The sequence below is a fragment of the Lysinibacter sp. HNR genome (assembly GCF_029760935.1).
Lineage (GTDB): Bacteria > Actinomycetota > Actinomycetes > Actinomycetales > Microbacteriaceae > HNR.
The window spans coordinates 1,002,686-1,015,693 of the sequence record NZ_CP121684.1 but is presented as its reverse complement, the minus strand read 5'-3'; the positions used below and the strand labels follow the sequence as shown (position 1 = coordinate 1,015,693).

Annotated in this window: 12 protein-coding genes; 7 read left to right on the top strand and 5 right to left on the bottom strand. The window is 55.4% G+C overall.

The genetic code is table 11. The features are described from left to right. Positions 1–3 precede the first annotated feature (3 nt). Positions 4–252 carry a hypothetical protein gene (locus FrondiHNR_RS04365; RefSeq protein WP_279354028.1) on the bottom strand — a complete coding sequence of 83 codons (249 nt, stop codon included), beginning with the start codon at positions 250–252 and terminating at the stop codon, positions 4–6. A gap of 169 nt (positions 253–421) precedes the next feature. Between FrondiHNR_RS04365 and FrondiHNR_RS04360 the strand changes: the two genes are divergently transcribed. From FrondiHNR_RS04360 to FrondiHNR_RS04350, 3 genes are all read left to right on the top strand, one after another. Beyond that, entirely contained in the window at positions 422–964 is a 543-nt protein-coding gene (locus FrondiHNR_RS04360; protein WP_279354027.1) for a MarR family transcriptional regulator, read from the top strand. 203 nt (positions 965–1,167) lie between these two features. Further along, positions 1,168–2,655 carry a glyceraldehyde-3-phosphate dehydrogenase gene (locus FrondiHNR_RS04355; protein WP_279354026.1) on the top strand — a complete coding sequence of 496 codons (1,488 nt, stop codon included), beginning with the start codon at positions 1,168–1,170 and terminating at the stop codon, positions 2,653–2,655. A 46-nt stretch (positions 2,656–2,701) separates the two neighbouring features. Then, entirely contained in the window at positions 2,702–4,177 is a 1,476-nt protein-coding gene (locus tag FrondiHNR_RS04350) for an SDR family NAD(P)-dependent oxidoreductase (protein WP_279354025.1), read from the top strand. Between the two features lie 10 nt (positions 4,178–4,187). Here FrondiHNR_RS04350 and FrondiHNR_RS04345 read toward each other — a convergent pair whose 3' ends face one another. After that, entirely contained in the window at positions 4,188–6,452 is a 2,265-nt protein-coding gene (locus tag FrondiHNR_RS04345) for a bifunctional alpha,alpha-trehalose-phosphate synthase (UDP-forming)/trehalose-phosphatase (protein WP_347567127.1), read from the bottom strand. Between the two features lie 133 nt (positions 6,453–6,585). Between FrondiHNR_RS04345 and FrondiHNR_RS04340 the strand changes: the two genes are divergently transcribed. After that, positions 6,586–7,440 carry a sugar phosphate isomerase/epimerase gene (locus tag FrondiHNR_RS04340; RefSeq protein WP_279354024.1) on the top strand — a complete coding sequence of 285 codons (855 nt, stop codon included), beginning with the start codon at positions 6,586–6,588 and terminating at the stop codon, positions 7,438–7,440. A gap of 110 nt (positions 7,441–7,550) precedes the next feature. Continuing rightward, positions 7,551–7,754 (top strand): hypothetical protein, encoded by a 204-nt coding sequence (locus tag FrondiHNR_RS04335; protein ID WP_279354023.1) that lies wholly within the window; start codon positions 7,551–7,553, stop codon positions 7,752–7,754. A 16-nt stretch (positions 7,755–7,770) separates the two neighbouring features. Here the strand turns inward: FrondiHNR_RS04335 and FrondiHNR_RS04330 are convergent, their stop codons facing one another. Together FrondiHNR_RS04330 and FrondiHNR_RS04325 are read right to left on the bottom strand one after the other, a co-directional pair. After that, positions 7,771–8,502, bottom strand: a complete 732-nt coding sequence (locus FrondiHNR_RS04330) for a response regulator transcription factor (protein ID WP_279354022.1) — start codon at positions 8,500–8,502, stop codon at positions 7,771–7,773. 31 nt (positions 8,503–8,533) lie between these two features. Beyond that, entirely contained in the window at positions 8,534–9,733 is a 1,200-nt protein-coding gene (locus FrondiHNR_RS04325; protein ID WP_279354021.1) for an ATP-binding protein, read from the bottom strand. 130 nt (positions 9,734–9,863) lie between these two features. Between FrondiHNR_RS04325 and FrondiHNR_RS04320 the strand changes: the two genes are divergently transcribed. Beyond that, positions 9,864–11,429, top strand: a complete 1,566-nt coding sequence (locus tag FrondiHNR_RS04320; protein WP_279354020.1) for a PspC domain-containing protein — start codon at positions 9,864–9,866, stop codon at positions 11,427–11,429. Continuing rightward, a complete protein-coding gene (locus FrondiHNR_RS04315; protein ID WP_279354019.1) occupies positions 11,426–11,800 on the top strand; it encodes a hypothetical protein in 375 nt (124 codons plus the stop codon). Before FrondiHNR_RS04320 ends, FrondiHNR_RS04315 begins: the two co-directional genes overlap by 4 nt. Before the next feature lie 40 nt (positions 11,801–11,840). On the opposite strand, the gene FrondiHNR_RS04310 is transcribed toward FrondiHNR_RS04315, so the two are convergent. Further along, on the bottom strand, positions 11,841–12,845 hold the full coding sequence (locus FrondiHNR_RS04310) for an aldo/keto reductase (protein WP_279354018.1): 1,005 nt from the start codon (positions 12,843–12,845) through the stop codon (positions 11,841–11,843). Positions 12,846–13,008 lie beyond the last annotated feature (163 nt).

Genomic DNA, 13,008 nt, shown 5'->3' with positions numbered 1-13,008 from the left:
GTCCTAACGCTCTAAACGCGGGGTTATCCCAAACGCAACCCAGAGACCAAGGGAAGCCGACAGGATTCCCCCCAGGAACCATATGAACTCATAACCCTCTTGAGCAAAAGCATGACCCATCACCCAAAAACCGCCAAAAACCAGAACAAGACTGCTGATCGCTGCTAGTATTGTCAACAGCAGAGAGACACCGTGGGCGTAACCCTCATGCTTTGCACTTCCAATTTTTTTGGATTCAATATTTGCAGACATGACACTCCTGGGGTGCGGTATTGACAGACAGCGTTGATGTTCACCCTACACTAGCATTTTAAGAAACTTGTGCTCCTTAGAGGTTTTACACACAAATATGTATTATCATCTTTTCTCAGGGGCGACGAGAATATCGTCCTACTTAATTCGCACAATTTTGGAGATGACCGTGAGCAACACAGATGACGACCAGCTAGCCCTCGACAACCAGCTTGGTTTTACCCTAACCGTCGTAGCACGAAAGATTGCAAATCAATACAGCGAGGCTCTGGCCCCTGTAGGATTAACCCCCCCTCAGTTCTTTGCGCTGGCAAAATTGTGGGAGCACGAGCTGGAGGTTGAGGCTGCCGAGGCAGCAGCCGCAGAAAAAGATGCGGACAGCAAGCCCGCAAAGGGAAAGAAGTCGAAGAAAACAGAGGCAACAAAAAAGCGGGCGTCTCTCTCGCTCAGCAATCTGAGCAAAGAACTCTCGCAGGAGGCCGGAACACTCTCACCGCTCATTAAGCGCTTGGAACAGCAGGGGCTGCTGACACGCACACGTCTTCCCGAGGACGAGCGTACCCTATCCATCACTCTTACCGATCGTGGACGGGCTATGCGCAAGGAAACCGAGGGAATACCCGTAGAGATCGCAGAAAAGCTTAACATGACCGCCCGAGAGTTTGAGACCCTCCGTAAACAGATAACAAACCTTAACTCACGTTTAGCTTAGTGAGTGGGTAGCTACGTGTATTCCACCCTTGCGACGATGCATGGGTGTCGTCCACTCAGCTAAACTAGATAGCACGGGAACTGCACAAATGATTAATAATCTTTTGTGCATGTTCCCGTTTCTTATTTAAGTAGGATCACATCTTCTCTTTCGATTTCCCACAAAGAATCGGAGAGAACCGTCAAGGAAGAAGGAAAGAGTACGTGAAACACGCATCCGATGCCCACCTCAACGACTGGCTCGAAAAACAAGAACTTGCAGAAGCGATGATCCCGGTTATCGGTCGTCTGTATCGCGAACACGGGGTGGTCACATCAATTCACGGAAGAAGCCTCATTAATCAATCCGCTACGGATATCCTCAAAGCCCATCGTTTTGCGCGTCGTGTAGACAGCGTGGAGCTTTCGGTTCACGACACCTTTCCACTCCTACTGGCAATCAGCGCGCTCGAACCGGGGCCATCCTCCATCGACCTGGCCGGGATCCTTTCCGACTACACCAGCAAAGAAAGCACAGCAACAGACTCCCTCAGCTTGGAGTCCTATCTGGGTGAGACTCTGAGCAGTGTCCTGGGCCAGGATAAGCCATCACGACGCGAGACCACAGATGTGGTTCTTTATGGCTTTGGCCGTATCGGCAGGTTGCTCGCTCGCATTCTCATCGGACACTCCGGGGGTGACTACGGCCTTCGACTACGAGCCATAGTGGTCCGAAAAAGCTCCTCTAACGATCTGGAAAAACGCGCAAACCTACTCCGCCGCGACTCAGTTCACGGCCCCTTTGACGGAACCATTTCCGTTGACCACAAAAACAGCGTTATCCGCGCCAATGGCATATACATCCAGGTGATTTACTCAGATGATCCCACCAGCGTTGACTACGTACAGTACGGCATCAACAACGCAATCGTTGTAGACAATACGGGTCGCTGGCGCGACGAGGAGGGGCTGTCCCGGCATCTTGAGTCCCCCGGCGCCACACGCGTGGTTCTCACCGCACCGGGTAAGGGCTCTCTCAAAAATATCGTTCACGGTATCAATCACGACACCATTCACGACGATGACAGCATCATCACGGCGGCGTCCTGCACCACAAATGCCATCACCCCGGTACTCAAAGTCATCAACGATCGGTACGGCATCGCACACGGGCACGTAGAAACGGTGCACTCCTTTACCAACGACCAGAACCTCATCGATAACTTCCACAAGGGTGACCGACGAGGCCGCTCCGCCGCAATCAACATGGTTCTCACAGAGACCGGCGCGGCGTCAGCCGTGGCTAAAGCCCTGCCCGAGCTCTCTGGCAAGCTCACGGGTAACGCCATCCGTGTGCCCACACCCAATGTGTCGATGGCCATCCTCAATCTCACGCTCGACAACCCGACCGACAAAGAAGAGATCAATAACTATCTCCGCATGATCTCCCTCACCTCACCTCTGCACAAACAAATCGACTATATCGACTCCAACGAGGTGGTCTCTACTGACTTTGTGGGCTCTCGTAAGGCCGGAATTGTTGACGGTCTGGCCACCATCAGCACGGGTAAAAATCTGGTGCTCTACGTGTGGTACGACAACGAGTTTGGATACAGCTGTCAGGTGATCCGTGTTCTGGAGGAGATTGGCCAGGTGCATCCGCCCACATTCCCGGTTATTACACCGAGCCGCGTTGCCGCCCCGATGCACTAAAGGCTAACGCCCAGGGCGACACCGCTCCGGGAGATATCATGGAGTAATGCCCTCGGAGATCTCTTCAACTATTAGCCCCGAAGACCTTGAGACTACGCTCAGGGTACTTGCAACGCTCAGCGAGCTCGACGAGAGCGACCCCGACTTTAACACCGTGCGCCAGGCCACCGCAAAGATGTTTAAATCGGTTAAAATCTCTCGTCGAGCGCTTAAACGCAAGCGCGTCCAAGAGGCCGATAACTCTGTGATCGCCACAACGGCCACGGGAGCACCCAACAGGATCGATGATGAAACACGCGGGGCCGACCTACAAAGTAGCACCGACCAACCCGTTGCGGGTGAGTTGATTGTTGCTCGTCCCTGTTACATCTGCAAGCAGCGATACACGCTTGTGGACGCTTTTTACCATCAGCTCTGCCCAAAATGCGCGGCAATGAGCCACAAGAAACGAGACGCCCGCACCAACCTCACGGGAAAACGTGCGCTACTCACGGGCGGACGGGCAAAAATCGGCATGTATATTGCCCTGCGGCTTCTTCGAGACGGCGCACACACAACCATCACCACACGCTTTCCCAAAGATGCGGTGCGTCGCTTCACCGCGATGCCCGACTCCGCCGATTGGCTCCACCGCCTGCGGGTGGTCGGTATAGACCTGCGTGACCCGGCACAGGTCATTGCACTGGCGGAATCGGTAGCGACACAGGGACCCCTCGATATTCTCATCAACAATGCGGCACAAACAGTACGTCGTTCCCCCGGCGCATACTCCGCCCTGATGGAAGCGGAAGCTCTTCCCCTCCCCGACAATCAAACGGTAGAGATACTCACCCTCGGCCACGCCACTACTGCACACCCCCGCGCCCTGGAGACGTCTGTGCTCGACCATCCGCTTCTCTCCACCGTGGCGAGCGGCACGGGATCGCGCACCGCGGCAGAACTCACCGGGCAAGCGCTCGTGCCCGGTGCATCCTCAATAGAGCGTCACAGGGACGGTTCTGCAATCGATGCGGGCGGCCTCATCCCGGACACTGTCGACAGCAACAGCTGGGTTGCCAGCGTTGAGCAGGTCGACCCCTTGGAACTGCTCGAGGTGCAATTATGCAACTCAACCGCACCCTTTATCCTCATCAGCAAGCTTCGCGCCGCAATGGCCGCAGCAGAGGCTGAAAGAACGTACGTGGTCAACGTCTCCGCGATGGAGGGCGTGTTTAATCGCGGTTACAAAGGCCCCGGTCACCCTCATACCAATATGGCCAAAGCAGCGCTCAATATGCTCACTCGTACCAGTGCTAAAGAAATGTTCACCACCGACCGCATACTCATGACGAGCGTCGATACCGGATGGATCACCGACGAGAGGCCACACCCCACTAAACTTCGTCTGGCGGAGGAGGGTTTTCACGCCCCGCTCGATCTGGTAGACGGTGCCGCACGGGTATACGATCCCATTGTGCGAGGTGAATCTGGAGAAGACCTTTATGGTGTTTTCCTGAAAGACTACGAGCCGAGTCGGTGGTGACGGTAGTTTCTCATCTGGACTCCAGGAGTATCGCCAGCTTGTGAAGCACCTCTGCCATCGCCTCGGGTGAGGACACCCGGTGAGTGGCAGCGGTTGGCCCCTGGCCTACCTTAATAGACACGTCGCCGTCCGATAAGGCCAGGAAGGCATCCTCATCGGTAACGTCGTCACCCGCAAAAAGCACCGCTAACGCGCCCACGCGCTTCTTGAGTAAACGGATTCCCTCGGCCTTTGTCACATCACGAATCGCAAACTCTCTGATGTTCTTACCCTCACGAACCTTCAGCAGGACTCCCAGAGAATCTGCCGCGGAATCTGCCGCGGCTGTGGCTCGCAGAGCATCATCAGCAGAGGCCAACCGGGTGTGGACCGCGTGACCAACAGGTTTAGATTCAACCCACACTCCCGGGATGCCCTCAACGGCTTCGTTCAGCACGGCCCCCAGACGTGAAACCAATTGCTGTTCCTCTTCGCTGATACCCATGCCCTCCCCCGTATCCGGGTCGTGGACCTCAGCTCCGTGAGAACCCACCAGGTATACAGAGTCTGGCACGCGGGAAACGTGTCGCAGCGAGGCAAGAGAGCGTCCCGAAAGAAGCGCAAGAGACACTCCCTTCATAGCGGCTAACCGTTCGAGGGAGTTCTGTACCTCTGGTAAGGCTCGTGCATCCTCCGGCCGATCGACCTCGGGAGAAAGGGTTCCATCAAAATCAAGAGCTACCAGCACGGATTCTTGTCGTGAAAAGTCTCCCAGAGCCCCGATAAGTTCGGACCCGGATACGGCATATTCCGTGCTAGCGCTCTCGGAGGCATCGCGCCTTTCTTCCGCTTCACGGAGGAGACGGGATCGCTCCATCGCGTCCAGAAACGACTGCGACCACCGTGCAACATCGTGATCTGCCACCCGACGTCGCAGCGAACGCATGCGTCTTTCCTGCTCAGCGGCACCCATGGTAGCGGCTTCTACAATACGATCTTTTAGACCCTCAATATCGTGCGGGTTCACCAAAAGAGCCTGCTTCAGCTCATCGGATGCTCCAGCAAACTCGCTGAGCACCAGCGTACCGCGACGATCAAAACGTGTTGCCACATACTCCTTTGCAACCAGGTTCATACCGTCGCGGAGCGCGGTTACAAGCATCACGTCTGCAGCTAGGTAGAGGGCGACCATCTCTTCCCGAGGATACCCCTGATGCAGATAGTGCACGGCGGTATCAGCGATGCTCCCGTAGTCGCCATTCACACGCCCCACCGTAAGTTCAATCTCATCGCGTAGTTGGCGGTAAGTTTCGACCCGTTCTCGGCTGGGACTCGCAACCTGCACCAGGGTGGTGTTTTCAACGCTCAATCGTCCGTCAGCCAAAAGCTCACTATAGGCTTTGATCCGATGACGGATGCCCTTGGTGTAGTCAAGACGATCCACCCCCAACATGATCACCTTATCTTGCCCGAGCTGATGCCGAAGCTCCCGCGCCCGCTCCTGAATAGCTGGCGACTTTGCCATCGCCTCAAAACCGGCGACGTCAATGGAGATGGGGAAACTTCGCGCGACGATGGTGCGATATGCGCCATCTGACTGCGGCTCCCACACAAGCTCATTCTTGGTCTTATAACCCAGGAGCCGACGAACGGCCCGTCGAAAATTTCCACCGTCTGCTGGGCGTTGAAACCCGATGATATCGGCGCCGAGCACACCGTTAATGATCTGTCGACGCCAGGGCAATTGTGAAAAAAGTTCATATGCAGGAAAGGGAATATGGTTAAAAAAACCAATGGTCAGATCCGGCCTAAGCTCACGCAGCATTCGCGGAACCAATTGCAATTGGTAGTCGTGCACCCACACCATCGCGTGAGGCGAAGCCAATCGCGCTGCCTCATTCGCAAAGCGCTGGTTTACACGCTGATATGTTACCCACCAATCGCGATGATATGCCGGAGGGACAATAACGTCGTGATAGAGAGGCCACACTGTGTCGTTGGCGAATCCCTCGTAGAACTGTTCAACATCCTTTGCCGTGAGCATCACCGGATAGATATCAATAAGTTCCTTGGAAAAGGGCTCAAACTCCTCATCGGCAACTCCGGGCCACCCAATCCACGCACCGCCCTTCTCTCGCATAACGGCATCCATCGCGGTAATGAGTCCACCGGGAGAGGTTGCCCAGCCTGGTTTTCCGTCAGCGTCGATAACCCTATCGACGGGTAGTCGATTCGAGATACATATGAAGTCGTGCGTTGCAACCATTTCCAGAGAATTCTGATGGTTTAAGCTCACGGGTTCCTCCCTTTGTGAACTTACACTTTACCAGGCACACTACACAAACGCATATATTTACCTTTCCCTAAGCTTTTTGCGTCGACAGAAATGCCCTCCCAACGTCCAGCTTGAGGTACTAGTGTGGATGCTGATGATTCGTTTAGGACTGAGCACGTCAAGCGTGTATCCACTTGACCTCCCGAACGGTTTTCGCCTGGCGCGCGAAGCCGGTTTTGACGGTGTTGAAGTCATGGTGACGCGCGATGTGCGTACCCAAAACGTCACGTCACTCAGCGAGCTTTCTGATCGCTATGAACTCCCGATTCTCTCGGTACACGCGCCCGTTCTTTTACTCACACACTTTGTCTGGGGAACGGATCCTCGGGTGAAGCTTGAAAAAACGGCTGAACTCGCACGCGGACTTCAGACAGACACCGTGGTTGTTCATCCGCCCTTTCGATGGCAAGCGGACTATGCCAAAAACTTTCTAGAGATCGTAGAAGAAATCAGCCAGAGGTACGAGGTGCGTATCGCGGTAGAAAATATGTTTCCATGGAGGGTGAAAGGGAAAAGCGTCAAGGCCTATTCACCCAGCTGGGACATCACCCAGTTTGACTGCGACGCAACGACCCTCGACTTCTCACACGCGGCTCTCTCCGGCCAGGATGCATTTGAGCTTATGACAACCCTGGGAAGGCGACTCAAACACATTCACCTGTGCGACGGATCGGGCTCACTTGACGAGGGAAAAGTCTTCGATGAGCATCTCCTTCCCGGCAAGGGCAATCAACCGGTAGCCCAGGTTCTTGCGGCATTGGCAGCCTCGGGATGGTCGGGAAACGTTGTTGCTGAGGTTAATACGCGCAAGGCAAAAACACCCGAAGAACGGTTAAAAATGCTCATAGAAACCCGTGAGTTCGCACAGCAACACACGCGATCTACCCTTTTTGGTACCCGTCTTCAACGGGGCATGAAACGTTTAGCAGGCATCCGCCCAAACCGCTAATCAAACGGTATGACGCATACCGACCACCCACGAGGTCACGATGAGACTCGCAGTTGGAACATCCACTCTCACAGGGTAACGTTGAAATCGCTGATCAAACGGAGGACAAGATGTCGGTTTCAAAATATCTGATAAACGGTGGAGTTGTGGGTTCACTCTTAAGCCTGGTGAGCACCGTGAAAAAGACCCAGAATAGCCCCCGTGACTGGCGTTTAATCCTTACCTGGATCATCTGGGGGTGCACTCTAGCCATTGCCATTGGTTCGGTTGCCCTGCGCGACAAAGATAAAGCCTACGAAGAAACACACGAGTAGTTTCCAAAGCAAGCCTTCACAACAGCTTACGCTCCAGGGCCCACGCGGTAAGTTCGTGACGGGATGAAAACTGCAGCTTTCGCAGCACAGCGGAAACGTGCGTTTCAACCGTCTTGACCGAAATAAATAGCTCGGACGCGGCCTCCTTATAGCTGTATCCACGAGCGATGAGTCGCATGACCTCCTGTTCCCGGGCAGACAATCGATCTAGCTCATCGTAGGTCTGCGCGGTCTCCCCCGATACCGCACCAAAGGCATCAAGCACAAAACCTGCAAGACGCGGAGAGAACACCGCATCGCCCTCGGAAACCCTACGCACCGCCTGTGACACCTCTCGACCCGAGATACTTTTAGTAATATACCCGCGAGCGCCCGCCCGGATAACCCGCACAACGTCCTCAGCGGCATCCGATACGCTGAGAGCCAAAAATAGGGTGTCTGGGCACGAAGGAGCCGAGCGTGTGAGTACTTCGGCACCACCCCCACCTTTTCCCCCGGGAAGGTGAACGTCAAGCAAGACAACTCGAGGTTGAAATTGGGTAATTACGGACACGGCATCATCAACCGAGGCAGACTCTGCCACAACCCTGAGACCTGCATCTAGCTCAGCCCGCAGACCGCTACGGAAGATCGAGTGGTCATCGACGATGACAACGGTTATGGGTTCTTCCTCCTTCTGTTGCGGGGCAGGGTTCACATCACTATCGGTGGGAATATCATCCTCCGAGTTCTTAGCGTTCTCAGTCATCGGCGCTCTTTCCTCTTCTCTCGATATCGCTTTAGTGGGGGTGGGCCGAGTCTATCTCCCGGTGAGGCTGAGTCAAGCGGATCTCTGTTCCCACGCCACCGGGTCCGGGTTTAATCCTCGCGGTTCCCCCGGCCCGCTCCATCCTGCCCACGATTGATTCTCGAACCCCATGCCTATTCTCGGGAACATCAGCCACTGAAAACCCGCCTCCCCTGTCTATAACACTCATTTCGAGTGCTTCGGTTCCCGTCTCCAGGAACACCGAGACGGCACCTCCCGCGTGCCGTGCCGCGTTAAGCATGGATTCACGTGCGGCGGCGACAAAGGCCTCATATCCGTGCCTCGGGCTTTCGCCGACCACCACCACATCAAAACGGACCGCAAAATCAGCCTCTATGGCAATGGCGATGCGCCGGATCTGATCGGCAATATCGGCTTCAACCGTTTTTTCCTCACCAAAGAGCCAATCACGAAGCTCCTGTTCCTGGGCACGGGCTATGCGCGATGCCTCGCTGTGAACGTCGGTCTTCTGTTGGATGAGGGCCAGCGATTGCAAAACAGAGTCGTGTAGGTGCGCCGCGATCTCTGCTCGTTCAAAATCGCGAGCGCGGGCGGCACGCTCATCCACCAGGTCACGGTTCAGACGAATCAGCCAGGGCGCAACCACAACCACAATGCCTAGGAGAACCGTCAGCACCGCAAAAGTTACCGTCCACACGTTGGGCGCGCTGCTCGTCACAAAAAAGAGTAGGATACCCAGGGTAATTAGAACCAGGGATCCGAGTGTGCGCACAATCAGGCTGGAGCCGTTTGCGGTTTTTCCTCGCCGCAAAGAATCAAGCTGGCGCCAGGCAAGACCCGCGCCAGCACTCACCACAACAACCGGGATAACCACCGCAAGAGGAGTTTCAAAGCCCACGGCCTGTGCATACAGGGCAATTCCTACCACCAGCAGTGCAATTCCCAGGAAAATTTCGGTGATGGGGTACTCCCTCCACGGACGCGTATCCGGGGTGGATGACACCTGTGCGGTCTGACCCGTGCTCAGTGTCAGGGACTCGGCTTCGACTGTGGGTGTGGTCGCCCATAACCAAGCGTAGAGACCGATACCCGCCCCTCCAGCTACCGACAGCACAACAAAAAGAGTGCGCACTAAAGCCACCGGCATCCCGGTGTTTTGGGCAACCCCCGCACATACTCCGGCCACAAGCCGAAGGCGTGGTCGGGTCATAGTGTTGGAATGTTCCACACAGCTATCAAAGCATGTTCCGGGAGTATTCGCTCGTGCCAAAAAGATAATCAGGGTCGCCTCAGGGTGTTACCCCATAGCCGGATTCGTGATAATGCGGCAGGCTGGAACCATGACACAGTACACCCCTCCTCCGAGTGCCCCGCCGTCGGACTCAAAAAACCCGCCGCCGGGCTCAGCGTTTTTTTCGTGGGTTCGCAGTCTCGACCTCACTCGCAGTGATAGTTCCTGGCTCGCTGGGGTCTGCAGTGGAGTCGCTTATCGTCTCGGAATAGATCCTTTCATCGTGAGAGGCGTCTTTCTCGTAGTGGCAATTTTTGGCGGCCCGGCACTTCTTCTGTACGCGATTGCCTGGCTCATCCTTCCCGATTCTCGCGGCCTTATACACCTGGAACAGGCAGCGCGAGGCGTGGTCTCTCCCGCCGTGTGGGCTGCCGGAGCAATCGCTCTTTTATCCGTTCTTCCCTGGTTTCAGGGGCTGTGGTGGCAGGGTCCCCCCTCCTGGTGGGGAATGCCCAATTGGCTCACCATCAGCTTCCAATCTATTTGGTCTTTTATTGTTTTGGGAGGCGTAATCTGGCTTATTGTGTTTCTCGCTCAGAAAACACAACAAAAAAATCCTGCACAGAAGGTGCACACCGTGTCGGAGGACAGCACAACGCACAGGTCTCCCGACCAGGGAACAACCAGCTTTGCTCCTCACTCAGCAACCCCGCAGGACACAAGCTTTACCCCGACCCTGGGGCCTCTCCAGAACGCACACTTCACCAGCAACCCGGCAATCCCGCAGAGCAAAGAACAGCGCGCACTGGATGACCGTCTCCGTGAACAAGAGGAAAAATTACGCATGCGAGAGCAGACCCATGAGCAGTACTACTCAGGAAAAGACGAGAGTTGGCACGATCACGGCTCCGAGTGGGATTGGACACACAAGCCACATGACATGGACGATCAACCAAGCTGGCGGAAACAGGGTCATCTGGGGGCAGGGTTTATTGCGGTTGTTCTCGGCGCTGCAATTATCATCGGAGCCGTCGTGGCAACCATCAACTCGATACTCAACCACGCCGCGGCCCACGCCAATATCACCATCGGAATTGCTAGCGCTCTAGCGGTGGTGGGCCTCGGTGTTATAGTGGCTGGAATTCGCGGGAAGATGGTCGACGGCCTCGGCTTCTGGGCCTTTGTTCTCACTGTTGCAACACTGGTCGCGGCTTTCTTGCCCCCGGGCCACACCCAATATTCACTTGTGGGCTCGCCTTCCTGGTCCGTTTCATCCACCACCCCCTCTGAGCCCCAGGGATTTGCGATGATCGCGGGAAGTCCCCGTGTGGACCTGAGAGATCTCCGTAATAATTCTTCGGAGAAGGGGGGCGTTGTGGATATCTGGCTACCGTTTGGCGATACAACTCTGATCGTGCCCTCACACTCCTCATTTGTTATTGAGAGCAACTTTGCCATCGGTGAGGTGTCAATAGTTGACGCCAGGGGCAAGATTGAGGAGACGGAAGGAATCCTGGTAAACAATCGGATTTCCCTCAAAGACGGTCAAGTTGTCCCCCAGAAAACCTCAATGCCAAAAAACACCACCACCGTCAGAGTGTGGACCCTCTTCGGTAGCAGCAGCATCAGCCTTGACACGAGAAACCGTACTAGCACTGGTGGAGAAAGATCATGAGCGGTACAAGCGAAAACGCAGAGAACAGCACCCCGGAGACTCCTACCTCCTTGGGGCAACAGGAAACAGAACTTCCCATGGCGCCTAAAGAACAGACAGCAGAACATGCCACAACTGCAGGACAACAGAACCCCGCAGCGACAGAGCCTCCAGAGAATACAAGGCAACAGGAGGCCCCCGGCCCCCGGCTCCCGGCCCGCTTTGGAACCATAGCCTGGGGCATCATTCTCATCGGCTTTTCTTGCGTGGTGATCGTGCGCACCATCAACCCGGCCATCGCTCATCCCACTGTTCTTGCCGTTGCCGGGTTTGTTTTGGCAGGAGTGCTCTTTATAGCGGCAGGTATTGCATCGATTGCTCGCAGGAAATAATCCCGCCGTTCACCGCCGAGGAAGACTTGTTGCCCGCGGTCTAGAGTCCTGTCCCGTGCACCGCAAAAGGCTCAATGCCCTCCAGCTCCTCGGCGGTGAGACGCGGCGCGTCAAGCGCACCCACGTTCTGCTCTAGCTGCGCAACACTTGACGCACCGACAAGCACCGAGGTGACCTGCGGCTGTCGCAGAATCCAGCTCAGCGCCAACTGAGCCAGTGTCTGCCCTCGCTGCCGGGCAATTTCGTTCAGGGCTCGAGCGCGCTTCAGATATTCCTCGTTAATGTGTGAGGGCGAAAGGAAATGGCTTGTGGCGGCACGCGACCCTGCCGGAACTTCCCCGCTCAGATAACGGTCGGTAAGAAGCCCCTGAGCCAGAGGAGAGAATACGATTGCGCCGATTCCCTCCCGCTCAAGAACAGGAAAGAGTCCCCCTTCGATATGGCGGTCAAACATAGAATAGCGAGGTTGATGAATCAGAAGTTTTATATTGTGAACAGCCAAAGCTTGTACCATCGCCTCGGTCTGCTCGGGGTCATAGTTAGACACACCAACATAGAGCGCCTTGCCGCTGTTCACCGCGTGCGCAAGAGCACCCGCGGTCTCCTCAATGGGGGTCTCAGGGTCTGGACGGTGGTGATAAAAGATATCAACATAATCAAGACCCAAACGAGACAGGCTCTGGTCGAGTGACGACAGTACATACTTGCGTGACCCAAAGTCCCCATAGGGTCCGGGCCACATGTGGTAGCCCGCCTTGCTCGAGATTATTAACTCATCGCGATAGCGTGACAGATCTTCACGCAGTATTTGCCCCACATTACTCTCCGCGGAACCCTCCGGTGGCCCGTAGTTATTAGCAAGATCAAAGTGCGTTACTCCCAGGTCGAACGCACGCCTAATGATTGCACGTTGAGTACCGATAGGGCGATCATTGCCAAAGTTATGCCAGTGGCCAAGCGAGAGTTCGGGTAGATGTAGCCCGCTTCTTCCCGTGCGGTTGTAAGTCATTCGGTCGTATCGAGCGTCATCGGCAACATACGTCATTTATTTCTCCTACTATTTATTTTTCCCGTAATCGCTATCCTAGTGAAATCCTTATGACGAGATTCCCTCCCCGCTCTAGTGTGGCACGTACACACTCCACTCGCCTCGTCACCCGCCCACAACAGAGGGGACACACCCCTTCCTCACGTCACAGAACATCTTG